The organism is Rossellomorea sp. ABR4_012, assembly GCF_056159545.1.
In genome coordinates, this window is the sequence record NZ_JBSWVK010000001.1 from 1,101,212 (window position 1) to 1,125,227 (window position 24,016).

Consider the following 24,016-nt stretch of genomic DNA (forward strand, 5'->3'; position numbering starts at 1 on the left):
CTTTAAACTGGAGGTTCTAATTCATGAGCGAATTCCCGAAACAATTTGACGCACTGCTGGATAAATACACCGAGCTTCTCATTGGAGAATCCTCTCATGAGAAAAAAGAAATGGTGACCCAATATGCCCTTTACACCTTTATTGCCAAAAACATGCCGGCACTCGTGAAGCATTGGAACTCACTTTATCCTGAAGGAAAAGAAGAAATGAAGAATATCGTCGGTGAAATCAAAAAGTTGAACGACGCTCATCGTGAAGAGATGAACCGAAAGAAGAAGGATGAATAGCCTTGAGTTAGGTGAAGAGAGTACCCTGGGATGGGTGCTTTTTTTGTGGGACGGAGGTTCGGGTCTATGCTGTGGTTTTAATGTACAGCTTGGGAACTGGGGTGTCCCTTTCAATTTAAAGAAAAATCGACAAGTTGGTCCGTAAATCGTGAAAGTGGAATGTAAACCTTCAAAGTGGAATGTATTTTGGAAAAGTGGCTCGTAAATCTGAAATCTGGAATGTATTTTTGATGAACGACGGATGCTGCAGGGAAATGCAGCACGAATTTTCAATAGAAGGAACAGTTTCAATTCATATCCCGAGTTAAATGGATGAATTTAATCAAATTCCATTTTAAATGGAGCGAGCGCAGTCCCATTAATTTCCCACCAATTCAAAAAACACTCTCCCAAAAGCGCCACACACAAAAAAGCGACCCCACAAAGGAGATCGCCACGCCAAAAGCTTATTGAAGCTGTCCGCCGCCGGCACTAGTCCCATATGGGAACTGGGAAGAGTACTGCTGATGCTGCTGGTAGGACTGCTGGATTTTCTGGCTGTCTTCAGCTTCAAGCTTGTACCAGCCTTTACGGAACATTTCATTGAATAACTCGCGCTGGGCATTTTGCGTTTCGTTGAAAATAGTCAATAAGTCTTGATACAGTGCTTGGTGACTAGCTTCATTAAGGGCTGTGCAGTAAGAAGCTGTCATATATTTTTCATGTGAAAGGACGTCAGTAATGAAGTCCCGATCATTCATTTGCGGAGTGGACGGCACTTGGGTTTTAGGATTTTGGATTTTTTGTTGATTTTGATTTTGCTGGTTCATGCGATTCGTCTCCTTTCTACATCATGCCTTGGTTCTGGTTTGACGTGTTCAAGTGCGCCAATAATTGTTCGTAGTGGCGCTGGTGCATTTGACCGCACTTATCGAGTTCTGCTTTGATTTCCTGATCCTGGCACTGAGTGGCTGCAAAATGACATTTTTTCATCGCCGTTAAGTTCCAGGCCAGCATGTCATTCAAGTATAGTGAATCCTTTGTCGTTAACATTTGCGGCGGCTGTGTGTACGTTTGCTGCTGATTTCCTTGTTGAGGTTGTTGCTGCATCTTTTATTCCTCCTTGATAAATGCTGATTCGATGGGTCCATAGGCCTATTGTGCTTTATGCAGATGAAACAATTTTCAGGCTTTAACAAACGTTATTCTGCCTAATTTCCCGCAGGTTATGCACCGCTTACAAATTTCGATAATATTCTACTAAGAAAGTAACAAAAGTATATTCAAAACGTTTAAATGGTGATAAAATGTTGGTAAACAGAATACTACTCGAAATCTTTTCTTTTTATCAAATAAGAAAACGTTTTCATAGTATGACATATATGTTCTTTTCAGGGAGGTAGCAACATGGAGCAAGCTATGCGTAATTTCTTTTTATTCCTTTCTAAAAACAAGCCGATCACCAAACTGGCTAAGAAATATGGCCTACGTTTTGGGGCGGCGAGATTTGTTGCAGGTTCATCAATCGAGCAAGCAGTCGAAGTCATTCGTGAATTGAATAAACAGAACCTTGTGGTAACGATTGATTATTTGGGGGAGTTTGTCGATAACGTTGAGGAAGCCAATGAAATGGCCCTTGAATGTGTGGAAGCTGTCCGTGCAATTGGCAGAGAGAAACTGCAATCTCAACTATCGCTCAAGATGACTTCAATGGGACTTGATCTTAAAGAAGATGTCGTGACGAAGAATATGAGGATGATCCTGGATGAAGCAAAGAAACATGGTGTCTTTGTGACCATCGACATGGAGGATTACTCACGGTGCGGCAAGACGCTCGAAATCTTTAAGACACTGAAATCAGAATATGACAACATCGGTACTGTCATTCAAGCCTATTTATATAGAACAGAAAAGGACATGGAAGAGTTAAATGCGTATTCCCCGAATCTGCGTCTTGTGAAAGGGGCTTATAAAGAGTCGCCTAAAGTTGCATTTCCTGATAAAAAAGATGTTGATGAGAACTTCAAGAAAATCATCAAGATGCATATGTTAAACGGAAACTACACGGCCATCGCCACTCATGATGATAATATCATTGAATATACAAAGAAGCTTGCTGAAGAACATAATATCCCTCGTGATCAGTTCGAGTTCCAGATGCTCTTTGGTATCTGTGTAGAGCGCCAGCATGAACTTGTGAAGGAAGGCTACAAAATGCGCGTCTATGTTCCGTATGGCACAGACTGGTACGGCTATTTCATGAGACGTCTGGCTGAACGCCCTGCGAACGTGGCATTCGTACTGAAAGGCGTTATAAAAAAATAATAGAATCGAACTTCACGGATGGATGTCTGTGAAGTTTTTTCTTTGTTAAAGGTGCGGTTACATGGTTATCGGCGTTGGAATTGCCTTAGGACGAGACTCGCAGGTCATGTGCAAAAATTTAAGAGGATCAAGCTGGAGGCTGGATACCATAATATGTGCGTGGAACTAAGGTCGCATGCCGATCCTCAGTAGGCATATCAATTGTTACGACTTTCACAATATAGTATAATTTTTCATAAGAACATTTTATAATATGAGGCGATTACATGGATTTTTCGATTCAAAATGTTTTAATGCTATTAGCCCTCTTGCTCCTTGTTGGAGTCATTTTTGCCAAGTTTTCCTCCCGTTTAGGCGTTCCCTCACTCATTCTCTTCATCGCAGTAGGAATGATCTTAAATACATACTTTTTCTTCGACAATGCCCATATCACACAATTTATAGGAACCATCGCCCTGATCATCATTTTGTTTGAAGGTGGTCTCCAGACGAAGTGGAGCAATGTGAAGAGTGTTTATAAACCAGCCCTTTCGCTGGCTACAATCGGGGTCCTGATCACGACTCTTTCCATTGGTGTAGCAGCAAAGTTCATTTTGGACTTGAACTGGCTTGAAGGTATGCTATTTGGTGCCATTGTAGGGTCGACCGATGCAGCTGCCGTTTTCTCTGTGTTGGGTAATAAAAATATCAAAACGAGAATTTCATCCACCCTGGAGGCGGAATCGGGAAGTAACGATCCGATGGCGATCTTTTTGACGGTTGCCTTTTTACAACTGATCCAACTCCCAAACTTAAATCCATTCAATTTGATTTTAAGCTTCTTCTGGCAGATGGGGATGGGGCTTGTTCTGGGGGCACTATTCGGAATGGCTTCTGTATGGATCATCAACAAAATCAACCTGGATTCTTCCGGATTGTATCCCGTACTTTCTGTTTCCCTGGCTATTTTGACATATGCCCTGACATCGATCATCGATGCCAGCGGACTGCTTGCCGTTTATGTCATGGCCATCATCGTCGGCAATCAGGAATTAACCTACCGCCATTCGATCATCAAATTTAATGAAGGTTTTGCATGGATGCTGCAGATTGTCATGTTCATCTTATTGGGATTACTCGTGTTCCCGCAGCACCTTCCTGGAATCGCGCTGCAAGGAATACTTCTATCCGTGCTCCTGATTTTCATTGCAAGACCATTAGGGGTATATATTAGCCTTGCTTTTGATAAAAGCTTCAATGTAAAGGAGAAATTCTTTATCTCTTGGGCAGGGCTGAAAGGAGCTGTACCGATTGTACTGGCGACATTTCCGATGGTGGCCAATTTGGAAAACAGTGAAATCATTTTTAACGTCGTCTTCTTCGTCGTCCTGTTATCTGCTCTTGTTCAGGGGACGACGATCAGCCCTTTGGCGAATTACTTGAAGCTGGCTGGAAAAGAAAAACCACCGCTCGCTCATACGCTTGAGCTGGTCAGCATCGGAAAGACCAATAATGAAATGATTGAAGTCCACATCAACCAGGGTGCTTCTATCACCGGAAAGGCAATCAAGGAAATCGAATTGCCGGAAAAAACCTTGATTTCAGCGGTCATCAGGAAAGATGACGTGATCACCCCGACTGGAGACACTGTCATAAAGCCAGAGGATACGTTATATGTCCTTGCCAATAAGAGTCAAAGAAAGCGCATCAATCAGCTGTTAAATGCAAATAAAGAATCTGAATCAAGTTAAAAAAGGATCCTGTCAAAAGGATCCTTTTTACTCATTTTAAGTATCTGCAGCATGAACCCGCAGTTCATACCGGTGAAAGAGAAATCCGAAGAACGAAGCAAGCACTTGCTGAAAGAGCATGCCGATCACGACGGGAACTGCAACGGCAGCAGGGAAGTATTGAACGGCGATGACGGCACCTGCGCTGATGTTTCTCATCCCCCCGGTGAATAGAAGGCTTGCCTTGGTATCTCTTGTTTGTTTAAGCAAGGATCCAAGCAGCCATGCCAGAGCGAATCCCGAGATAGCGATGAACAGCACTGTGAAAGCAATCAGGAACAGCTTTAGACTGATATTTTTTAAATATGGAGCGACAGCCGAACTATTGATGGCGACCACCACCCCGATGCCGATTTTAGTAAAAGGGGATAAATGTTTCCCGACTGTGTCCTTGATGGCTCCTTTTGTAAGGTGATTACAAAGCATCCCGATGATGGATGGAATCACCACCATCCATAATAATCCACTCATAATGCTCCAGCTGTCCATTTCAACCTTCTGGCCGACAATCAGCGACAGGCTGGCAGGCACGATAAAGGGGGAAAGGATCGTATCGACAAGTATGATGGAAAGGGCAAGCCCAATGTTCCCCTTGTAAATGGTCACCCATACGAAGCTTGTGATCCCGGTCGGAATGACCATCGCAAGCAGCAAGCCCGTCACTGTCAACCCATCCTCTGGAAAGACAATGCTTCCCATTCCGAACGCCCAAAGCGGCATGATGATGTGGAGGATGAGGAGAGAGGTCAATAATGGCAGCGGAAATTGAACGGCCCGCTTAACAGAATGGAAGTTCGAGCTCAGGGACCCGGAAAACGTCATAAGCGCGAATACCCAAGGCACAATGAACGTCAAAGGTGATAAATAGGGAGCAAACAATACGCCGATCAAAACGGCCGAGGGTGTGATGAACGGCATAAGCTTCTCCAATTTCTTATTTAATACCTGCAGCATAAAAAACGCTCCTAATAATTAAATAGAATAATAGAATCATCATATCATTTTTGGGATTATTTTTGATGTAAAAGGTATTAAGAACAGGAGTTTATGTTACCGATGTATTGTCTGCAATAAACGAACAAACAATAGGAGAAAGGACTTAGCAACACGAACAGGAGGAATTGAGGTGGAATGGAAAGATATACTTTTTAAGGCAGAAGAACTGAGTTATCTGGAATTGTTCCTCCGTACGACAATTTTATATTTTGTCCTTTTCCTTGCTGACAAATCATTAGGCTTTAGGCAGCCGGGCATTATGACACCTTATAATTTCCTGGTTGGGGCGGGGATCAGTCATATTGCAGCTTCGCGTATGGTGCAGCCTGAATCCCGTCCGATCGACGCCATATTGATCATAACAGTTTATATTATCATCATACTCTTGCTTTCCTACAGTTATTTAAAACTGTCACCCTATTTTGCATCAAAAAGACAGAGTATCATTGTAGAAAAGGGGAAGGTAAACAAAAAGAATTTGAGAAAGACGCTGCTTACCATTGATAATATGTTTTCAATCCTGAGACAGAAGGATGCCTTTGATTTGAAAAATGTGGAATACATGATCGCAGAGCCAAACGGGGATTTCAGTGTGGCTAAAAACAGTAACACCCTGCCAGTAACAAAGGCTGTCATGCAAATTCCAATGACCACTAAGCAGTTATCGGATATCGTCATTTACGAAGGCAGGATTGACAAGAACGTAATAAAGAAACGGAAGCTGGATGTGAACTGGATCATGGCAGAATTGGAAAGACAGAACATTGCAGGTTTGGAGAAGATCTATATCGGACTTCTGACTCCTGCAGGTGAACTGTACATTAATTAAGCGGGAGGGGTATAGATGCCGGAAGTATTTGGAATAGTTGAGGATATCACCTTGGCAGGCTTTCTGATTAGAACGGTGATAGTAGGGTGCATAGGGTATTTGGTCGGGAGAAATGTATATAAAAGGGCCGTCAATCAGCTGACCACCTACGATTTTGCACTTATATGGATCCTTGGTGCCATTACCGTATCACCTGTACTTGACGGAAAGGTTTCTTTCACCTATATGATTGTACCCTTGCTCACCCTTTTTTTCTGGCATACCTCATTCAGTTTCATTTCGTTGAAAAATCGAAAGTTCAGCTTCTTCTTTAATGGAAAACCAGCCATTTTGATCGATAATGGTAAAGTGGTAGTGAAAAACCTGAAACGTCAGTTCATCAGTGTTGATTTACTTCTATCTGAACTGAGGATACATAATGTTTTTGATATAAGCGAAGTGAAGTATGCGATCTTGGAGCCAAATGCCCAAATATCCGTCATGAAGTTTGATTCAGGATCACCTGTTACCCCTGCAGATATGAACCTGACAGTGAAACCTTTAAACATCCCTATGATTGTCATAAATGAAGGAAAATTCATCCGTGAAAATCTTGAAAAAGCGGGTGTGGATGAGAGATGGGTGTTGAATCAACTGAATATGGAACAAGTAAAGGATATCGATTCCGTCTTTCTTGCCACCCTGGACAGTTCAAAAAAAGTATATCTATTAAAAAAAGGATGAAACCCTCTGGGTCACATCCTTTCAGACATTTATTCAGTTGGAACTGCCGCTTTGGAATAAGATTTTTTCTCAAACAATTGTTCAAAGATCGGATACATATATTGAACGACGAACCCTAATAGAACCGTTACAAGAATCGTTCCGATCCCGATGTCCCCTTTGAATAAGAAAGCAAGTGTCAATGCAAATCCCTCAGAGAGGATCCTTGAGTTTCGAAGGTTCAATCCGAAGCGGGTATGAATCGCCACCATAAGTGTGTCCATAGGACTTGCAGGGAATTTGGCCTGCAGGTAAATGGAAACACCTAATCCGACCGTAAGGATTCCAATACCAAGTGCAATAAATTGATTGACCAGCATCACTGGAGCAAAGTCAGCTAATATAATCAGCAGCCAGAAATCAATTAATAGTCCAATAACAAAAATCGTCAGTGTCGCCAGGATATCTGGGCGTTTTTTCATAATGACTGCGTTGAGTATGATCAACACGATTCCATTTATGAACACCGCAGTACCGACCGTGATTCCGAACATTCTCGACTCACCCACGGCAAGAGCATCCCAGGCAGAAGCCCCAAGGCCCGATTTAATAATCAATGAAACACCCATCGTCAAAATGAATAATCCTATAGTAAAAAATGCTGATCTGCGAATCATCATCAATTATCTCTCCTTATCTGTAAACGTTATCATTAAGCAGCCGGGTTGTCCTCCTTTAACTGATTGAAGTAGGAGGTCTGACAACCAAACACAATACACTTAGTTTACTCGATAACGTACAGGGAAGCAAAGTTAATTTTTGCATTTCAATGTAATTGTTTTGTCAGTTTGGTGTCTGTACTTTAGTACTTTATCGTAGCGAGGGACGGGCCTTTGGGGAATCGACTGTAGTTAAGGTGAGGTACATTTCCAATTATTTCTAAAATCAGCATATATTTAAATAATTCAGCATAAATGAAAATTTTTCAGCATATATTAGAAAAAGTCAGCATATAATGATATTTTTACGCATAAAACGAAAAAAGTCAGCATAAACCCATTCCGACTGGATTAAGAAGTTGGTCCAAGCAGCCGAATCCTTCCTGTTTACTCCTTAAAATCACCAATCAACCTAAAAATTGAACAAAAAACAATCACAGGAGCCCTCAAAGACGCCTGTGATCATACCTTATTGCTTTTTAAATTGATTGTTTTGACTGTTTACTTTTTTGCCGCCGTCTTCTTCGACTGTCGGACCGGCATTGCCTTTCACACTGGCAGCACTGACTCCAGCTCTAGAAGGATCTTTTTTGCGTTTTGCCATGAAAAAACACCTCCATTCATAAAGTGTCCTGGAAGGAGGCAGTTTATAACTTATAAATTTTGGGCTCTGTTCATGGGGAATAGTTCTTGCAAACGGACATCAAAACGTAATAGACAGTAGAGTAAGAAAAAAATTTGTAAAAACATACATTTTTAAACGTTTAAATATTGCGATATTTTAGAAAATCCGATATATTATAGATAACAGAAATTCATTCGGGTCTTTTTTTTGACCAAAAAATGAATGAGTATTCATTCAAAGTTGTCCGGACTGCATGTCAGACCGGTTATCCAATGAAATCATTATCACAGTGCAACCAAAGGGGGAGAACACATTGACGCGCAGAATTCAGAAAGCTGCAGTATTAGGTTCAGGAGTCATGGGATCGGGAATTGCAGCACATTTAGCGAACATCGGTATTCCGACAATGTTATTAGACATCGTGCCACGCGAATTAACAGAAGAAGAGAAAGCGAAGGGTTTGACAGAAGAGAGCACTGCATTTCGTAATCGCTTGAGTGAAAACGCTTTAAAAAAGCTCTTGAAGCAAAAACCAGCTCCTTTAACCACTAAACAAAATTTATCGCTGATTACAGCAGGTAACTTTGAAGACGATATGGAGAAAATCGGCGAGTGCGACTGGATCATCGAAGTTGTTGTGGAAAACCTGGATATCAAAAAGAAGGTATTCGAACAGGTTGAGAAATACCGTAAACAAGGAAGCATCGTAAGTTCAAATACATCTGGAATATCAATCGAGGCAATGGCAGAAGGACGTTCAGAAGATTTTCAGAAAAACTTCCTGGGAACTCATTTCTTCAACCCGCCTCGTTACCTGAAGCTTCTTGAAGTCATCCCGACGAAGAAGACGGATGGGGATGTAGTGGATTTCATGAAAACATTCGGTGAAGATGCCCTTGGCAAAGGCGTGGTCTTTGCAAAAGATACACCGAACTTCATCGCGAACAGAATCGGAACATACGGCCTTCTGGTAACCGTACAGGAAATGCTCAAAGGCGGTTACAGCGTCGGAGAGGTCGATTCCATCACAGGTCCTGCAATCGGCAGACCGAAAAGCGCTACCTTCAGAACGCTTGACGTTGTTGGTCTTGATACATTCGCGCATGTTGCGAAAAATGTCTACGACCAGGTGGATGGCGAAGAGAAGAAGGTATTCGAAGTACCGGCATTCATGCGCAAGATGCTTGAAAACGGCTGGTATGGAAGCAAGAGCGGCCAAGGATTCTTCTTGAAGCAAGGAAAAGAGATCCTTGAACTGAACCCTGAATCACTTGAGTATGAACCTCGTAAAAAGCTTAAAACTGCTTCTATTGAGATGAGTAAGAATGAAAAGGGACTCCCTAATAAAATCAAGTCCCTGGTCTATGCGAAAGATAAAGCTGGTTCCCTGCTATGGAACATTTTATCACCGGTGCTCAACTATTCCGCTCAGCTTCATGGAGAAATCGCAGATGACATCACAGCCATCGACCGTGCAATGAAATGGGGATTCGGATGGGAGCTCGGACCTTTTGAAACGTGGGATGCGATCGGTGTTGAAAAGTCCGTCACACGTATGAAAGAAGAAGGCGTAACCGTACCGCAGTGGGTAGAAGAAATGCTTGAAGCGGGACACACTCATTTTTACAAAGAAGAAGAGGGTGAGCTGTATTTTTATCATAATGGAGAATACAAGCTTGTAGAGCGCAATCCGAAAGTGATCGACTTGAAGCTTCTGAAGAAGCAAGGAAAGCTGATCAAGAAAAATTCCGGAGCCAGCCTCATCGATATCGGGGACGGCGTGGCGCTTCTTGAGTTCCATTCTCCAAATAATGCGATCGGCCTGGACATCATCCAGATGATCAATTTCGCTGTAGATGAAGTGGAGAAAAACTTCAAGGGTCTTGTCATCGGAAATCAGGCGAAGAACTTCTGCGTGGGGGCCAACCTCGCCATGATCCTGATGGAAGCTCAGGATGATAACATTTTTGAAATCGACATGGTCGTACGTCACTTCCAGCAGGCCATGATGAAGATCAAGTACTCCTCTAAACCGGTTGTCGCAGCGCCATTCGGCATGACACTGGGCGGAGGAAGCGAAGTCTGTCTGCCTACTGCCCATATTCAAGCCTCCATGGAAACGTACATGGGTCTTGTAGAAGTCGGTGTCGGCCTGATCCCGGGCGGCGGCGGAAACAAAGAGCTGTATATGAAGCACTTGGCGAACCTTCCGAATGGAGTGGAATTCGACCTGCAGAAGATAGCAAATAAAGTATTCGAAACGATCGCCATGGCAAAAGTTTCAACTTCAGGCGATGAAGCGAGAGATAACAACTTCCTAAGCAAAGCTGACGGAGTGAGTGTAAATGGAGACCACTTATTATTTGACGCGAAACAGGCTGCCCTGGCACTTTTTGAAAGAGGTTACAAAGCACCGGTTCGCAAGAAGGTCCCTGTAGTAGGGGAAACTGGCTACGGAACTCTCTTACTGGGAGCACAATCGATGTATCAATCAGGTTTCATTTCTGAACACGATCTATTGATCGCCAAGAAACTGGCGTACGTGATTGCCGGCGGAAAAGTGCCATTTGGAACGGAAGTCGATGAACAATATTTATTAGATCTTGAAAGAGAAGCATTCCTGAGCCTGATCGCTCAGCCGAAATCACAGCAAAGAATGCAGCACATGCTTGTTAAAGGTAAGCCACTACGCAATTAATCATAAAACCTATTCAGAAAGCGGGGGAACATCATGCGAGAAGCAGTCATAGTGGCTGGTGCCAGAACACCAGTCGGAAAATCAAGAAAAGGGTCATTGGCAGGAGTTAGACCGGATGACCTTGGTGCCCTTGTCGTAAAAGAAACGTTGAAGCGTGCGGGGAACTATGAAGGAAATATCGACGATTTGATTATCGGTTGTGCGATGCCGGAAGCCGAGCAGGGATTGAATATGGCAAGGAATATCGGAGGTCTTGCAGGGCTTCCTAGCTCGGTTCCTGCAATCACGATCAATCGTTATTGCTCATCAGGATTGCAGTCAATCGCTTATGCAGCAGAAAAAATCATGCTTGGCCACTCAGATACGGCAATCGCCGGCGGAGCGGAATCGATGAGCCTGGTACCGATGATGGGGCACGTGGTACGCCCGAATGCAAAGCTTGCTGAAACGGCTCCACAGTACTACATGAGCATGGGTCATACCGCAGAAGAAGTGGCGAAGAAATTCGGCGTTTCCCGTGAAGACCAGGATGCGTTTGCAGTGAGAAGCCACCAGAAAGCTGCAAAGGCGATTGCAGAAGGGAAATTCGATGATGAAATCGTCCCGGTGGATGTCGTCCAGCGCTCAGTGAACGCTGAGAACAAACTGATTGAAAAGACGTTCCAATTCACAAGGGACGAAGGTGTCCGTGCTGAAACAAATTCACAGGTTCTTGGCAAACTGCGCCCTGCCTTCAATGTAAAAGGTTCAGTCACAGCAGGGAACTCGTCTCAAACGAGTGACGGGGCAGCTGCAGTGATGGTCATGGACCGGGAGAAAGCAGTTGGACTTGGCCTGCAGCCGATGGCGAAATTCAGAAGCTTTGCTGTAGCAGGAGTGCCGCCTGAAATCATGGGAATCGGTCCTGTCGAAGCGATTCCGCGTGCACTTAAAATGGCTGGCCTTGAGCTGTCGGATATCGGATTATTTGAATTGAACGAAGCATTTGCTTCGCAGTCGATCCAGGTCATCCGCCAGCTGGGGCTGGACGAAGACAAAGTGAACGTAAACGGGGGAGCCATCGCACTCGGTCACCCGCTCGGATGTACAGGTGCAAAGCTGACCCTGTCACTCGTACACGAAATGAAACGCCGCAATCAGCAATTCGGTATCGTCACGATGTGCATCGGAGGCGGAATGGGAGCAGCCGGGGTGTTTGAACTGATTGGGTAAATCATAGCCATAATTGAAATGATAATTGATTGTGTACATTTCAATAAAGAAGATTAGAATAGATACTTTTAAATTCCACATTGAAAACGAGAGTGGATTGGAACGGAAGGCACTTGACTCCGACGGGATATAGAGGAAAGGTCGAGACTTGTCCAGCTCCGGCGGCTAGCCCCTCGAGTTCATAAGTTAATTGGCCCAAGAAGGTAAAGAACGACTTCACGGTCCATTCATCTTATGCTTGTCGGGTCTGAGCGAGCCGCCTGCGCTTTTCGTCCCGCAGGAGCGCAGCGACGAGGAGGCTCGACTTCCTCCCCGGGGAATCTTGTGCCTGTAGCGGAAAGGAACGGTCTGCGTTTTAAAGTTTCTCAATTATAAAAAACGTTAAGGGGATGTCAAATATGGCAAATCAAACAGACAAATTGATTAAGGGTGGAAGCTTTTTAATTGAAGATGTGAGCTTTGAACAAGTATTCACACCGGAAGAGTACTCTGATGAGCAAAAAATGATCGCGAAAACAACGGAAGATTATGTTCTGAATGAAGTGGTTCCTGTCATCGATAATCTTGAAAACCACGAGTTTGACCACTCTGTGAGATTATTGAAAGAAGCAGGAGAACTTGGTCTACTTGGAGCGGATGTTCCAGAAGAATACGGCGGACTTGGTCTTGATAAAGTGAGCTCAGCCCTAATCGCTGAAAAAATGTCCCGTGCAGGCGGTTTCTCCATCTCCCACGGTGCCCATGTCGGAATCGGTTCACTTCCGATCGTTCTTTTCGGTAATGAAGACCAAAAGCAAAAGTACCTTCCAGCGTTGGCATCAGGTGAAAAACTTGCGGCTTATGCTTTGACAGAACCAGGTTCAGGATCTGATGCACTGGGTGCGAAGACGACTGCGAAACTGAACGACGCGGGTACGCACTATATTTTAAATGGTGAAAAGCAATGGATCACAAACTCTGCCTTCGCTGATGTATTCGTCGTTTATGCGAAAATCGACGGCGAGCATTTCTCGGCATTCATCGTTGAAAAAGATTATCCTGGCGTTTCTACAGGTCCTGAAGAAAAGAAAATGGGAATCAAGAGTTCTTCCACACGTACATTGATTCTGGAAGATGCTGAAATCCCTGCTGAAAACCTTCTTGGCCAGGCAGGAAAAGGCCATATCATCGCATTCAACATCTTGAATATCGGCCGTTACAAGCTTGGAGTAGGTGCGGTAGGTGCAAGTAAGCGTGCGTTTGAAGTAACGGTTGGATACACAAATCAGCGCCAGCAGTTCAAGACATCAATTTCTTCTTTCAACCTCACGAAAGAAAAACTGGCGACGATGGCAGCGAAATTGTATGCAGCTGAAAGCTCCGTATACCGTACTGTCGGCTTATTCGAAGATCGCATGAGCAAACTTACGGATGAAGAGGTCAAAAACGGAACGGAAGTAGCGAAGTCAATCGCCGAATATGCAATCGAGTGTTCACTGAATAAATTCTTCGCGACAGAAGTACTCGACTATGTGGTCGACGAAGGCGTTCAGCTTCACGGCGGTTACGGATTCATGCAGGAATATGAAATCGAAAGAATGTACCGCGATTCCCGCATTAACCGTATCTTCGAAGGAACGAATGAAATCAACCGTCTTCTTGTACCGGGGACATACCTGCGTAAAGCAATGAAAGGTGAACTGCCGCTCCTTCAAAAAGCACAGGCTCTTCAAGAAGAATTAATGATGCTTATGCCTGAAGAAGTTGGCGACGAGCCATTGGCGCAGGAGAAATACCTTGTGAAAAACGCGAAGAAAATCGGCTTGATGCTTGCTGGATTGGCAGCTCAGAAGTTCGGTAAAGCTTTGGAAAAAGAGCAGGAAATCCTTGTGAACATTGCAGATATCGTATCGAATGCATACGCAATGGAATCTGTCGTTCTTCGTACAGAAAAAGCGCTCGAGAAGGGTGGAGCTGAAAAAGCGAAACAAAAACTACTTTACACTCAGATTTTCTGTCAGGAAGCGTTCAATGAAATTGAAGCTCATGCAAAAGAAACACTTGTGGCGACGGAACAGGGCGACACTCTCCGCATGATGCTTTCAGCACTCCGCAAATTCACACGCCATACACCGATCAATGTGATCGCGGTTAAGCGTGAAGCGTCTGAAAAGCTGATCGATGCTGAGAAGTATGTTGTTTGATAAGTGAATTTTTGATAAGAGCAACGGACCTCCGAATGGCGGGGGTCTGTTTTTTATGGTTGGGGGGATATTTTTAAGGGGGAATATTTTAATTCCGTCATAAGTTCAATTAATTCCATCACAAATCAATTTAATTCCGTCATAAGTTCTATTAATTCCATCAACTACTCAATTAATTCCGTCAATCAGCCTCTCAATTCAATCAACCGATCTTCTATCCCAATTGGCGCCCAAGGTACAAACTCCATGCCATTCACAATACCTGTTCTCTTGACTTATCCCCCAACAACAATTATTATATGTTTAAACACTTAAACGTTTAAGTGTTTAAACATAACAAAATAAAAAAGGTGGTAACATATAAATGAACAACAAAACCGTACTGATAACAGGAGCATCAAGCGGAATTGGGCTGCATTTCAGTCATAAATTTGCACAAGCTGGCCATAACTTGGTCCTTGTAGCGAGAAGCGAGGATAAGCTTCTTTCTCTTGCAAAAGAATTAGAAGGGAAGTACAACATTAAAGCACACGTAATTAAGGCAGATTTAGCCGAGCCAGGAGCATCCCGCTCAATATACGAACAGGTTACTGCAAAAGACATTCAAGTTGATATTCTCATAAACAATGCCGGGTTTGGGTTGTTCGGTGAATTTGAACAGACTGAGATACAAAAAGAAGTAGATATGATTCAAGTGAACATTACAGCCTTGACGGAGCTTAGTAAGTATTTCGGCAAAGAAATGGTGAAGAGGAAAAGTGGGCAAATCCTGAATGTTGCTTCCACTGCCGCATTTCAGCCGGGACCGTTAATGTCTGTATATTATGCTACCAAAGCGTATGTCCTGTCACTATCTGAGGCACTTGCGAATGAGTGGGAGGGACACGGCGTTCAGGTGATGGCGCTATGTCCGGGTGCTACCAAAACGGGGTTCAGTGATGCAGCCGAACTTCAGCAATCAAAACTCTTCCAATCGGGTGTCATGACCGTAGAGGAAGTCGTAGACGAAGCGTATAAGCAGATGACCGATCATAAGAAGGTGGTCATCATACCGGGGGTGAAAAATAGATTGCTTGCCGGCTCCATTCGTTTCATGCCGCGTAAAATGGTCACAAATATTGTCCGCAAAGTCCAAGAACGGATATAATAAAAACTGAATGAAATAGAAGGGGGAAAATTATGGGGCAAAAAGCCATTGATACATTTCGTGCTTGTACACCTTTATTTCAAGCATTAAGTGATCCGTATCGGCAGGACATCATTGTCCTTCTTGCTGAAAAAGAGCCGCTGACGGTCAATCAAATCACAGAGCATCTTACACTTTCCCGTCCGGCAGTCTCCCACCATTTAAAGATTCTGAGAGATCAGCAGCTTGTATCCCTTGAGCAAAAAGGGACGCAGCGTTTTTATTCGTTAGAGCTTGATAAGGCGGTTGAACTTCTAAAACAACTGGTGGGTACTATAGAAAATCACTGTGAATAAACCTTCTGCAAAAGAAGGAAAATAACGAAGGCTGTCGAATGTAGTCTAGTAGGTGACACTGAAAAACAAGGGAACGGTGATTCATCCGGTTCCCTACTTTTTAATATTGAAGGGTAATTTCCAATAGCAAAATCGAAAGGTGGTGGTAACATGTCATTGTCTTTTTATTCATATCCAAAATGCGGGACGTGCCGGAAAGCAAAAAAATGGCTTGAAGACAATAACGCAGATTTTAATGAAATACATATCGTTGAAAATCCCCCGTCCAAGGACGAACTGAAAAGCCTCTATGAAAAGAGCGGGCTGCCGTTGAAAAAGTTTTTCAATACGAGCGGGAAAAAATATCGCGAGCTTGGATTGAAGGATAAAGTGAATACTGCTTCTGATGAAGAACTGCTTGAAATTCTGTCTTCTGACGGCATGCTGATCAAGCGTCCAATCACGTCAGATGGTTCCAAGGTGACGGTCGGATTCAAAGAAGAAACGTTTGAAGAGACATGGAAATAAGAGCAGTTCCATATTGTGTGAACCGGTCAGGAGAGCTCCTGTAACGGCTTATAAAAAGTTTTGAAGGAAACTCTTTGTTTTCTTGCTTTTTTATGAAAGAGTGTGTCAATATTAGGTTGTATACCAAGTATTTGGAGGGATTTGAAATGAGTACACCGAAAGATCTTCGCTATTCTGAAGAACATGAATGGGTCAAAACCGAAGGGGAAAACGTACGTATTGGAATTACTGCATTTGCACAATCTGAACTTGGCGATATCGTATTCGTTGAACTGCCTGAAGTAGGCGACGAAGTAACGGCTGACGAACCATTCGGAAGCGTTGAATCAGTAAAAACTGTTTCTGAGCTGTACGCACCTGTTTCAGGTAAAGTCGTTGAAGTAAATGAAGAACTTGCTGACAGCCCTGAGTTCGTAAACGAGTCCCCTTATGAAAAGGCTTGGATGATCGTTGTTGAACCAACTGATGCTGGTGAAGTGGACAAGCTCATGACAGCAGAACAATATGATGAAATGATTAACGAAGGTTAATACGATGAAAACACCTTGAGTATATTCTCAAGGTGTTTTGTTTTTTATTTGGGGCATTCTAATTGTAGACGCCATTAAGGAAAGGATGTCCGCTATGACTCTTGAACCAAAGAAACTGGATGTCACAGACCGTGTGACTGGAAAACTGAAAAATGGAGAGTTGGAATTGTATCTCGATAATCAGCCGATCGGCAGAATGGCTGTGCCCCTTGAAGGAATCTCCATGGAACCTAATTTTGAAGCGAAAGAAAATAAAATCTTTCAAAACTACACCGCCACCGAAGGAACTGAAGCACGTTATACTGACTGTGATGAAGGCGGCTGGTGTTGAGTTTCACTACTTGAAAGGGTGCCAGACTTCTCCCGATGGAAAGCCGGCACCCTTTTGCTTATTTTCAAGCAGGGACTTTGACCTGTGAAGAAAGAAGATGTGTGAATCCAAATCATCAGCGGAGTAAAAACAGCCTTTTTTCTTTCTATTTCCAAAAAAAAATGAGAAGATATAAGTAAGTAGTGGACATCATCTCTAATTAATTGAATATACTATCCTAATCTTATTTTTGAAAGATAAGGTGATGACAATGTTGGAAATTGGTGATGAAAAAGTAATTATCGTAGAAGGTACAACAGATAAACGAAAAGTGGAAGGAATCATTAAAGAACCCATTGAGATTATCTGTACAAATGGAACCATCAGTATTACAAAAATGGACGAACTGATTGATTCGCTGGAACAGAGAGATGTTTATATATTGGTGGATGCCGATCACGCTGGGGAAAAGCTTCGAAAACAATTCAAGCGTGAATTTCCGGAGGCAGAGCACTTATATATCGACCGGATGTATAAAGAAGTGGCCTCTGCGCCTGAATATCATCTGGCTTCTGTACTGATTGGCGCCAATATTGATGTACACACGGAATATTTGGAAAAAAGGATGAGTTGACGTTGAATGAGGTAAGTAGTACAAGTGCGCTATATGATTCCATAAACACACACGATTTAAATGCCGTTTATCTCTACACCCCGATGTGTGGGACATGCCAGGTAGCAGGAAAAATGATGGAAGTCGTCAAAAAGCTTCCGCAATCCTTTCATTTTGATAAAGTCAATTTGAATTACTTACCACAGTTTGCAGAAGAACAATCTATTGAAAGTGTACCATGTTTAATCCTGTACAATAATTCTGAGGAGATGGAAAGGATCTATGCCTTTCAATCTGTTCCCTATCTATATGAAATGTTGAAGAAAACGGAGGCCTTTAGTAGATAAAGGTCTTTTTGTTTGGCTATTTTCGCAAGCACTTCACGTATCGGGAAAGCAAGCGGCTACACGTGAAAATCAAACAGCCTTTTTAGCAGTTTCATCATAAAACCTTTCTACAAACTAGGACATATTTCTTGGGAAATGAAGAGAAATTGCTCAGAATTTATATTCTGAATATTCAAAACTATCTATTTCGACAGAAACTCATTACCTCTTTTAAAATCATGTCGAGCGACTAAAAAAGGATAAAATACCCAAAAGTAGAATTAAGTAGTAGTAAGAAGATTCGCGGGAGGGTATGTATGAGAAACTATTTACAGGCGCTAATTGACCAATGTCATTCGAAGTACCATCTGCAGCTATTATTTCCTTCAAATCCATTCATTCTTACATTTGAATGTGAAGATCAGCTTTACTCAATTTCCCTGTCAAATAAAGAATGTTTTATTGTGGAGGATGCTATTGAATGTGATCCTCAATTTGTCATTGATGGAAGTGAAGAAATGATCACATGTGTACTTAAGGGGCATGAGCTATTGTCGCGAATGGTCGAGAACAATCAATTATCTGTTCGGGGAGGTTACCGCCCTCTGTTGTTCGCCGAGTCTGTGTTATGGCTCACAAGACCCATGATAAAAGAAACTGTTGAAATATAGCGATTACTTTAATCTTCTGAAAAAAAGAATTGACACCCCCTATACGTGGTGATAAAATCACTTTTGTAGTAAATTTTCTGAGACTTTACACTCATTAACTTAATATATTTAGACTTACTCTTATTCAGAGTGGTGGAGGGACGTGCCCTATGAAGCCCGGCAACCGTCAATTTTATTGAAATGGTGCCAATTCACTCAAAGCATATGCTTTGAAAGATAAGAGGAAGGATAGTCATATGATTATGCCTTTCTGCTTATCTGCGGAAAGGTTTTTTTATTGTTCATTTATTAATGGTGACTGACACGCATAGTAGATTAGAGAGAACATTAATTCGTATTAGAACGATCGTTTTACTTGGAAGAAAGAAGGTGGCTGACAACATGATCACGATCTCAGACGTGAAGAAAATCTATCAATCAAAAGCAGGACCCATTTCAGCAGTGGATGGGGTAAACCTTTCCATTCAGGAAGGAGAAATATTTGGAGTGATCGGCTATAGTGGCGCCGGTAAAAGTACGTTGATCAGGATGCTGAACGGACTAGAGGTTCCGTCTGAAGGAACAATCGATGTGAACGGTCAGACGGTGTCAAAGATTAAAGGCAAGAAGCTGCGTGAAGCACGACAGTCCATCGGAATGATCTTTCAGCACTTCAATCTATTATGGTCAAGGACAGTCCTTGAAAATATTCAGTTCCCGTTGGAGATAGCCGGGGTTTCTAAAAAAGAAAGAAATCGCAGAGCCAAGGAACTGCTGACACTGGTCGGTCTTGAAGGGAGAGGGGATGCGTACCCTTCACAACTGAGCGGAGGGCAGAAGCAGCGTGTTGGAATCGCCAGGGCACTGGCGAACAATCCAAGTGTACTACTGTGTGACGAAGCAACTTCTGCACTGGATCCCCAGACGACTGATTCAATTCTGGATTTATTGGTCGATATCAATAAGCGTCTTGGACTGACCATCGTTCTGATCACTCATGAAATGCATGTCATCCAAAAAATCTGTCACCGTGTGGCAGTCATGGAGAATGGAATCGTTGCTGAGCTGGGAGATGTGCTTGAAGTATTCCGTAATCCTAAGCAGCAAGTGACGAAGCGTTTTGTAAAAGAAGTGTCGCAGGATCAGGATTCAGAAGAAGTGATGAACCAGTTGATCAACCGCTATCCAACCGGGAAGGTTCTGAAGTTTACCTTTGTTGGAGAGTCGACCGGACAGCCGTTGATCACTTCGCTGATCAGGAGGTTTGACCTTGAGGTAAACATCCTGCAAGGCCAGATTTCCCAGACACAGAAAGGTGCATATGGCACACTGTTTGTTCATTTGGACGGAGAAGAATCACAGCTTAGAGAAGCTCTTCAGTTCGCTGAAGGCCAGCTGGTGAAAGTGGAGGTGATGGCAGGATGATGGAAACGATATTTCCGAATGTTGATTGGGAAAAACTTTGGGAAGCAACGGTGGAAACCCTGTATATGACAGGGATGTCTGTTATCATCACATTTATTTTAGGTATCATTCTAGGTATCATTCTATTTCTGACTTCCAAAGAAAACCTATGGGAAAACAAACTGACTTACACTGTAACAAGCTCTGTGGTGAATGTATTCAGGTCAATTCCGTTCATTATTCTGATTGTACTGTTGATCCCATTTACTAAATTTTTGTTGGATACAATCCGCGGAGCCAATGCTGCATTGCCGGCATTGATCATTGGAGCAGCACCGTTCTACGCCAGAATGGTCGAAATCGCGCTCAGAGAAGTGAATAAAGGGGTAATCGAAGCTGCCAAGGCGATGGGAGCAAAAACGAGTACGATCATCCTGAAGGTTCTCCTGCCGGAATCAATGCCTGCATTAATTTCGGGAATAACGGTCACAGCCATTGCACTTGTTGGTTATACAGCGATGGCAGGTGTCATTGGAGCCGGCGGCCTGGGTAACCTTGCTTACCTGGATGGTTTCCAGAGAAGCCGTGAAGATGTAACACTTGCGGCAACGATTATGATCTTGGTCATAGTGTTTGCCATTCAAATCATTGGTGATTTCTTTACAAATAAATTAGATAAACGATAAAAGGAGAGAAAGAACATGAAAAAATGGGTAGCAGGAGTTATTGCAGCAACAAGTATTTTTGGATTGGCAGCTTGCGGAAGTACAACAGGAGGAAGCGAAGATAAAAAGGAATTGGTGGTGGGGGCTTCAAATATCCCTCATGCAGAAATTCTTGAAGAAGTAAAACCGATTCTTGAGGAAAAAGGAATCGAATTACAAATCGAAACGTACCAAGACTACATTTTACCTAACAAAGATCTTGAAAACAGCGACTTGGATGCCAACTACTTTCAACATATCCCGTACTTGGAATCCCAAAAAGCAGAGCACGGCTACGAATTTGAAAACGCGGGCGGAATCCACATCGAACCAATCGGCGTTTATTCCAAGAAATATGATTCATTAGAGGAGCTGCCGGAAGGCGCGACGATCTTAATGAGTAATTCCGTCGCAGATCATGGGCGTATCCTTACCCTGCTTGAAGAAAAAGACTTGATCACCCTCAAAGATGGTGTGGACAAAACGAAAGCGACGCTTGAGGACATTAAGGAAAATCCGAAGAAGCTGAAGTTTGATTATGAATATGAAGCTGCCCTTCTGCCTCAATTATATGAAAACGAAGAGGGCGATGCTGTCCTGATCAATTCAAACTATGCGATTGATGCGGGGTTGAATCCTTTGAAAGATTCGATTGCAATCGAAGATAAAAATTCACCTTACGTAAACGTAATTGCAGTTAACAAAGGTGATGAGAACAAGGAAGAAGTAAAAGCACTTGTAGAAGCTCTCCGTTCAGATGAAATCCAGGAGTTCATTACGAACGAATGGGGCGGAGCAGTCGTCCCTGTAAAAGAATAAATATGAATGCAGAGAACCTGTGGCGCGGCCATGGGTTCTTTTTTGACGGGAGATGTATTTTCTTAACATAAAACACCAGTGAAAAGACCATACTATTTTCGATAATCTAATTCGAAAATGGAGCTGAATAAGATGCAAATGGAACCAAGAAATACAACTGAAGCTGCACTTCATGATTATAAAATGGGTCTTGGGATCTTTACGGAAAAAATGCCTGAGCTTGCCGAGCATTATAATACATTCACTGAACATTGCTTTAGAGAAGGGGTCCTTACGAAAAAAGAAAAGCAGCTCATCGCTCTCGGAATCAGCCTTTACTCCCAGGATGAATATTGTATCATCTACCACACTAAGGGGTGTCTCGATCAAGGATGTTCTGAACAGGAAATCCTGGAAGCGGTCGGTGTCACTGCAGCATTCGGCGGCGGGGCGGCAATGAGCCAGGCTGTGACCCTTGTGCAGCAATCGGTGCAGGAACTGAACCAGCTTAAACAATAACTAGAAAGCGGAAGGGCATGGATAGCAGCCCTTCCGTTTTTTAGTTTCTTCTATTATATGTAGGACTTTAGTTCATGATTGGCATGCAGGGTGGTGGCTGCTGCTCCGAATGCATAAAGATTATTCGACAAGTTGCACGTAAATGGGAAAAGTGGCATGTATTTTCGAAAAGAGGATTGAATAACAGATATTTGGTTCGTATTTTTAAAAAATGGAACGGAAACGTGGGAAAGTGGAACATAAATAAAAATGGACTTGGAGTTACATCCAAGTTCAAGGGTGTCCCCCCCCTATTTTAACCATTTTACCAATGTAAGCGCTTTATCTTTATACAAGCATCTGGATATTTACTAACTTACCTATTATTTGCTAGTATAATGGCGGAATTTTGTGAAAACTTAATGATACCCTCTTGTAAAAATCTTCTGTACATGATTTTTCAGAAAAAATGAAGAAATTCGGGTTTTGTATTTAGAAAGAGGGGGTAGTATAGTTATGAATATAAAATTTGAAAGGAATGATTCACTATCGACTCTCTTGAGGGTTTAACGTACACAAGTGAAATGGAAAAGGCGATGCATAGTGCCCATGGAATTGGATACGAGGTGTACAAACGAAAGCATGATGTCAGAATGCAAGTAGAGAAACAAAGAGAGCAGGAATACAAGGAAAGCCGAAGAATGATTGCTGCACTTGATAGAAAAGTGCATGCTAATATATAATAAAAGCAAAGAAAAAACCAGTGTTGATCCAACACTGGTTTTTTTCGTGAAGGTGACAATCAACAGCGTGCTGGATAACCACGTACAGGGTATCATGTAATTTCTTCCTATTTATATAAGAAGAAACCCGGACAGGCTCCTTCACAGCAGGCCCTACATTTTTATGGTGTTTTCAGCAAACAATAGTGAAGGATGTACATGCCGGATAACCTTGTCCACTGGTGCTGAAAAAGTTGATTATACCTTTTATTTGTTATAAGATTGTAATGATAATAAATTGAGAATGAGTAAGGGAGTAAACTCTTACATTCATTTTATAAAGTCACGGAGGTATATACACATGGCAGGTTCTACTTTAACGATTAAAGATCTTCATGTTGAGATTGAAGGAAAGGAAATCCTGAAAGGGGTTAACCTTGAGATTAAGGGTGGAGAAATCCACGCAGTAATGGGACCGAATGGTACAGGTAAATCTACTTTATCTTCTGCTATTATGGGTCACCCTAAGTATGAAGTTACGAAAGGAAGCATCACGTTTGACGGTGAAGACGTTCTGGAAATGGAAGTCGACGAGCGTGCACGCGTAGGTCTATTCCTTGCTATGCAGTACCCAAGTGAAATCAGCGGTGTTACAAATGCGGACTTCTTACGTTCTGCAATCAACAGCCGTCGCGAGGAAGGCGATGAAATTTCATTGATGAAATTCATCCGCAAAATGGATTCTGAAATGGAATATCTTGAAATGGATCCGGATATGGCACAGCGTTACCTGAACGAAGGTTTCTCCGGCGGTGAGAAGAAGCGTAATGAAATTCTACAATTGATGCTGCTTCAGCCTAAGATCGCAATCCTTGATGAGATCGATTCAGGTCTTGATATCGATGCACTTAAAGTTGTATCCAAAGGAATCAACAAGATGCGCGGAGAAGAGTTCGGTTGCTTGATCATCACTCACTATCAGCGTCTTCTTAACTACATCACACCTGACCGCGTTCACGTCATGATGCAAGGGCGTATTGTGAAATCAGGCGGTGCGGAATTAGCACAGCGTCTTGAGGCGGAAGGTTATGACTGGATTAAAGAAGAGTTAGGAATCAAAGACGAAACTGTTGGCCAAGAAGCGTAAG

At 42.8% G+C, this 24,016-nt stretch carries 27 protein-coding genes and 1 riboswitch; of the genes, 22 read left to right on the top strand and 5 right to left on the bottom strand.

Annotated features, from left to right (window positions below):
• The first annotated feature begins 23 nt into the window (after nt 1-23).
• Complete coding sequence (locus ACXAFV_RS05340; RefSeq protein WP_475124971.1) at nt 24-287, top strand: DUF2573 family protein; 264 nt, start codon at nt 24-26, stop codon at nt 285-287.
• A gap of 446 nt (nt 288-733) precedes the next feature.
• Here ACXAFV_RS05340 and ACXAFV_RS05345 read toward each other — a convergent pair whose 3' ends face one another.
• Nucleotides 734-1,096, bottom strand: coding sequence for a spore coat protein (locus ACXAFV_RS05345; protein WP_475124972.1), 363 nt, complete (start codon nt 1,094-1,096; stop codon nt 734-736).
• Nucleotides 1,097-1,112: 16 nt separating this feature from the next.
• A complete protein-coding gene (locus tag ACXAFV_RS05350) occupies nt 1,113-1,376 on the bottom strand; it encodes a hypothetical protein (protein WP_475124974.1) in 264 nt (87 codons plus the stop codon).
• 297 nt (nt 1,377-1,673) lie between these two features.
• Here ACXAFV_RS05350 and ACXAFV_RS05355 point away from each other — a divergent pair, with 297 nt between their 5' ends.
• The gene (locus ACXAFV_RS05355; RefSeq protein WP_475124975.1) at nt 1,674-2,591 is read left to right on the top strand and encodes a proline dehydrogenase family protein; all 918 of its coding nucleotides are present in this window, start codon (nt 1,674-1,676) and stop codon (nt 2,589-2,591) included.
• Between the two features lie 266 nt (nt 2,592-2,857).
• Nucleotides 2,858-4,321: a potassium/proton antiporter gene (locus tag ACXAFV_RS05360; RefSeq protein WP_475124976.1), complete on the top strand. Its 1,464-nt coding sequence runs from the start codon at nt 2,858-2,860 to the stop codon at nt 4,319-4,321.
• Nucleotides 4,322-4,357: 36 nt separating this feature from the next.
• On the opposite strand, the gene ACXAFV_RS05365 is transcribed toward ACXAFV_RS05360, so the two are convergent.
• Entirely contained in the window at nt 4,358-5,314 is a 957-nt protein-coding gene (locus tag ACXAFV_RS05365) for a bile acid:sodium symporter family protein (RefSeq protein ID WP_475124978.1), read from the bottom strand.
• Between the two features lie 172 nt (nt 5,315-5,486).
• On the opposite strand from ACXAFV_RS05365, the gene ACXAFV_RS05370 reads away from it, so the two are divergent.
• Both ACXAFV_RS05370 and ACXAFV_RS05375 read left to right on the top strand, forming a co-directional pair.
• Nucleotides 5,487-6,185 (top strand): DUF421 domain-containing protein, encoded by a 699-nt coding sequence (locus ACXAFV_RS05370; RefSeq protein ID WP_475124979.1) that lies wholly within the window; start codon nt 5,487-5,489, stop codon nt 6,183-6,185.
• A gap of 15 nt (nt 6,186-6,200) precedes the next feature.
• Nucleotides 6,201-6,908, top strand: coding sequence for a DUF421 domain-containing protein (locus tag ACXAFV_RS05375; RefSeq protein ID WP_475124980.1), 708 nt, complete (start codon nt 6,201-6,203; stop codon nt 6,906-6,908).
• A gap of 29 nt (nt 6,909-6,937) precedes the next feature.
• Here the strand turns inward: ACXAFV_RS05375 and ACXAFV_RS05380 are convergent, their stop codons facing one another.
• A complete protein-coding gene (locus ACXAFV_RS05380; RefSeq protein WP_475124982.1) occupies nt 6,938-7,567 on the bottom strand; it encodes a YczE/YyaS/YitT family protein in 630 nt (209 codons plus the stop codon).
• 508 nt (nt 7,568-8,075) lie between these two features.
• Nucleotides 8,076-8,210, bottom strand: a complete 135-nt coding sequence (locus ACXAFV_RS05385; protein ID WP_475124983.1) for a YuzL family protein — start codon at nt 8,208-8,210, stop codon at nt 8,076-8,078.
• A gap of 334 nt (nt 8,211-8,544) precedes the next feature.
• On the opposite strand from ACXAFV_RS05385, the gene ACXAFV_RS05390 reads away from it, so the two are divergent.
• The 17 genes from ACXAFV_RS05390 to sufC all read left to right on the top strand — a co-directional run bounded on the left by ACXAFV_RS05390 (nt 8,545) and on the right by sufC (nt 24,015).
• On the top strand, nt 8,545-10,929 hold the full coding sequence (locus tag ACXAFV_RS05390; protein ID WP_475124985.1) for a 3-hydroxyacyl-CoA dehydrogenase NAD-binding domain-containing protein: 2,385 nt from the start codon (nt 8,545-8,547) through the stop codon (nt 10,927-10,929).
• A 33-nt stretch (nt 10,930-10,962) separates the two neighbouring features.
• Entirely contained in the window at nt 10,963-12,141 is a 1,179-nt protein-coding gene (locus tag ACXAFV_RS05395; protein ID WP_475124987.1) for an acetyl-CoA C-acetyltransferase, read from the top strand.
• Nucleotides 12,142-12,539: 398 nt separating this feature from the next.
• Nucleotides 12,540-14,324, top strand: coding sequence for an acyl-CoA dehydrogenase family protein (locus tag ACXAFV_RS05400; protein WP_475124988.1), 1,785 nt, complete (start codon nt 12,540-12,542; stop codon nt 14,322-14,324).
• A 364-nt stretch (nt 14,325-14,688) separates the two neighbouring features.
• Nucleotides 14,689-15,471, top strand: coding sequence for an SDR family NAD(P)-dependent oxidoreductase (locus ACXAFV_RS05405; protein ID WP_475124990.1), 783 nt, complete (start codon nt 14,689-14,691; stop codon nt 15,469-15,471).
• Between the two features lie 32 nt (nt 15,472-15,503).
• Nucleotides 15,504-15,806 (top strand): ArsR/SmtB family transcription factor, encoded by a 303-nt coding sequence (locus ACXAFV_RS05410; protein ID WP_475124992.1) that lies wholly within the window; start codon nt 15,504-15,506, stop codon nt 15,804-15,806.
• A 150-nt stretch (nt 15,807-15,956) separates the two neighbouring features.
• Nucleotides 15,957-16,313: an arsenate reductase family protein gene (locus tag ACXAFV_RS05415; protein ID WP_475124993.1), complete on the top strand. Its 357-nt coding sequence runs from the start codon at nt 15,957-15,959 to the stop codon at nt 16,311-16,313.
• A gap of 146 nt (nt 16,314-16,459) precedes the next feature.
• Nucleotides 16,460-16,843 carry a glycine cleavage system protein GcvH gene (gene gcvH / locus ACXAFV_RS05420; protein WP_475124994.1) on the top strand — a complete coding sequence of 128 codons (384 nt, stop codon included), beginning with the start codon at nt 16,460-16,462 and terminating at the stop codon, nt 16,841-16,843.
• A gap of 94 nt (nt 16,844-16,937) precedes the next feature.
• Nucleotides 16,938-17,174: a YusG family protein gene (locus ACXAFV_RS05425; RefSeq protein WP_475124996.1), complete on the top strand. Its 237-nt coding sequence runs from the start codon at nt 16,938-16,940 to the stop codon at nt 17,172-17,174.
• Nucleotides 17,175-17,424: 250 nt separating this feature from the next.
• Nucleotides 17,425-17,787 (top strand): toprim domain-containing protein, encoded by a 363-nt coding sequence (locus tag ACXAFV_RS05430; protein WP_475124998.1) that lies wholly within the window; start codon nt 17,425-17,427, stop codon nt 17,785-17,787.
• Nucleotides 17,788-17,789: 2 nt separating this feature from the next.
• Complete coding sequence (locus tag ACXAFV_RS05435; protein WP_475124999.1) at nt 17,790-18,113, top strand: thioredoxin family protein; 324 nt, start codon at nt 17,790-17,792, stop codon at nt 18,111-18,113.
• 296 nt (nt 18,114-18,409) lie between these two features.
• Entirely contained in the window at nt 18,410-18,763 is a 354-nt protein-coding gene (locus tag ACXAFV_RS05440; RefSeq protein WP_475125000.1) for a hypothetical protein, read from the top strand.
• A 117-nt stretch (nt 18,764-18,880) separates the two neighbouring features.
• A riboswitch (SAM riboswitch) is annotated at nt 18,881-18,986 on the top strand.
• 158 nt (nt 18,987-19,144) lie between these two features.
• A complete protein-coding gene (locus ACXAFV_RS05445) occupies nt 19,145-20,167 on the top strand; it encodes a methionine ABC transporter ATP-binding protein (RefSeq protein ID WP_475125001.1) in 1,023 nt (340 codons plus the stop codon).
• Complete coding sequence (locus ACXAFV_RS05450; RefSeq protein WP_475125003.1) at nt 20,164-20,832, top strand: methionine ABC transporter permease; 669 nt, start codon at nt 20,164-20,166, stop codon at nt 20,830-20,832. Before ACXAFV_RS05445 ends, ACXAFV_RS05450 begins: the two co-directional genes overlap by 4 nt.
• Before the next feature lie 15 nt (nt 20,833-20,847).
• Nucleotides 20,848-21,669, top strand: coding sequence for a MetQ/NlpA family ABC transporter substrate-binding protein (locus ACXAFV_RS05455; RefSeq protein ID WP_475125005.1), 822 nt, complete (start codon nt 20,848-20,850; stop codon nt 21,667-21,669).
• Nucleotides 21,670-21,801: 132 nt separating this feature from the next.
• A complete protein-coding gene (locus tag ACXAFV_RS05460; RefSeq protein WP_475125006.1) occupies nt 21,802-22,167 on the top strand; it encodes a carboxymuconolactone decarboxylase family protein in 366 nt (121 codons plus the stop codon).
• Nucleotides 22,168-22,742: 575 nt separating this feature from the next.
• Nucleotides 22,743-22,889 carry a YuzK family famiily protein gene (locus tag ACXAFV_RS05465; protein WP_475125008.1) on the top strand — a complete coding sequence of 49 codons (147 nt, stop codon included), beginning with the start codon at nt 22,743-22,745 and terminating at the stop codon, nt 22,887-22,889.
• A gap of 340 nt (nt 22,890-23,229) precedes the next feature.
• On the top strand, nt 23,230-24,015 hold the full coding sequence (gene sufC / locus ACXAFV_RS05470; protein WP_446244158.1) for a Fe-S cluster assembly ATPase SufC: 786 nt from the start codon (nt 23,230-23,232) through the stop codon (nt 24,013-24,015).
• Nucleotide 24,016: the final 1 nt, after the last annotated feature.

Excerpts from the sequence above, each read along its gene's own strand:
- ACXAFV_RS05340 (WP_475124971.1), top strand. The coding sequence starts at position 24 with ATGAGCGAATTCCCGAAACAATTTGACGCACTGCTGGATAAATACACC.
- ACXAFV_RS05345 (WP_475124972.1), bottom strand. The coding sequence starts at position 1,096 with ATGAACCAGCAAAATCAAAATCAACAAAAAATCCAAAATCCTAAAACC.
- ACXAFV_RS05350 (WP_475124974.1), bottom strand. The coding sequence starts at position 1,376 with ATGCAGCAACAACCTCAACAAGGAAATCAGCAGCAAACGTACACACAG.
- ACXAFV_RS05355 (WP_475124975.1), top strand. The coding sequence starts at position 1,674 with ATGGAGCAAGCTATGCGTAATTTCTTTTTATTCCTTTCTAAAAACAAG.
- ACXAFV_RS05360 (WP_475124976.1), top strand. The coding sequence starts at position 2,858 with ATGGATTTTTCGATTCAAAATGTTTTAATGCTATTAGCCCTCTTGCTC.
- ACXAFV_RS05365 (WP_475124978.1), bottom strand. The coding sequence starts at position 5,314 with ATGCTGCAGGTATTAAATAAGAAATTGGAGAAGCTTATGCCGTTCATC.
- ACXAFV_RS05375 (WP_475124980.1), top strand. The coding sequence starts at position 6,201 with ATGCCGGAAGTATTTGGAATAGTTGAGGATATCACCTTGGCAGGCTTT.
- ACXAFV_RS05380 (WP_475124982.1), bottom strand. The coding sequence starts at position 7,567 with ATGATGATTCGCAGATCAGCATTTTTTACTATAGGATTATTCATTTTG.
- ACXAFV_RS05385 (WP_475124983.1), bottom strand. The coding sequence starts at position 8,210 with ATGGCAAAACGCAAAAAAGATCCTTCTAGAGCTGGAGTCAGTGCTGCC.
- ACXAFV_RS05395 (WP_475124987.1), top strand. The coding sequence starts at position 10,963 with ATGCGAGAAGCAGTCATAGTGGCTGGTGCCAGAACACCAGTCGGAAAA.
- ACXAFV_RS05400 (WP_475124988.1), top strand. The coding sequence starts at position 12,540 with ATGGCAAATCAAACAGACAAATTGATTAAGGGTGGAAGCTTTTTAATT.
- ACXAFV_RS05405 (WP_475124990.1), top strand. The coding sequence starts at position 14,689 with ATGAACAACAAAACCGTACTGATAACAGGAGCATCAAGCGGAATTGGG.
- ACXAFV_RS05410 (WP_475124992.1), top strand. The coding sequence starts at position 15,504 with ATGGGGCAAAAAGCCATTGATACATTTCGTGCTTGTACACCTTTATTT.
- ACXAFV_RS05415 (WP_475124993.1), top strand. The coding sequence starts at position 15,957 with ATGTCATTGTCTTTTTATTCATATCCAAAATGCGGGACGTGCCGGAAA.
- gcvH (WP_475124994.1), top strand. The coding sequence starts at position 16,460 with ATGAGTACACCGAAAGATCTTCGCTATTCTGAAGAACATGAATGGGTC.
- ACXAFV_RS05425 (WP_475124996.1), top strand. The coding sequence starts at position 16,938 with ATGACTCTTGAACCAAAGAAACTGGATGTCACAGACCGTGTGACTGGA.
- ACXAFV_RS05430 (WP_475124998.1), top strand. The coding sequence starts at position 17,425 with ATGTTGGAAATTGGTGATGAAAAAGTAATTATCGTAGAAGGTACAACA.
- ACXAFV_RS05440 (WP_475125000.1), top strand. The coding sequence starts at position 18,410 with ATGAGAAACTATTTACAGGCGCTAATTGACCAATGTCATTCGAAGTAC.
- ACXAFV_RS05445 (WP_475125001.1), top strand. The coding sequence starts at position 19,145 with ATGATCACGATCTCAGACGTGAAGAAAATCTATCAATCAAAAGCAGGA.
- ACXAFV_RS05450 (WP_475125003.1), top strand. The coding sequence starts at position 20,164 with ATGATGGAAACGATATTTCCGAATGTTGATTGGGAAAAACTTTGGGAA.
- ACXAFV_RS05455 (WP_475125005.1), top strand. The coding sequence starts at position 20,848 with ATGAAAAAATGGGTAGCAGGAGTTATTGCAGCAACAAGTATTTTTGGA.
- ACXAFV_RS05460 (WP_475125006.1), top strand. The coding sequence starts at position 21,802 with ATGCAAATGGAACCAAGAAATACAACTGAAGCTGCACTTCATGATTAT.
- ACXAFV_RS05465 (WP_475125008.1), top strand. The coding sequence starts at position 22,743 with ATGCATAGTGCCCATGGAATTGGATACGAGGTGTACAAACGAAAGCAT.
- sufC (WP_446244158.1), top strand. The coding sequence starts at position 23,230 with ATGGCAGGTTCTACTTTAACGATTAAAGATCTTCATGTTGAGATTGAA.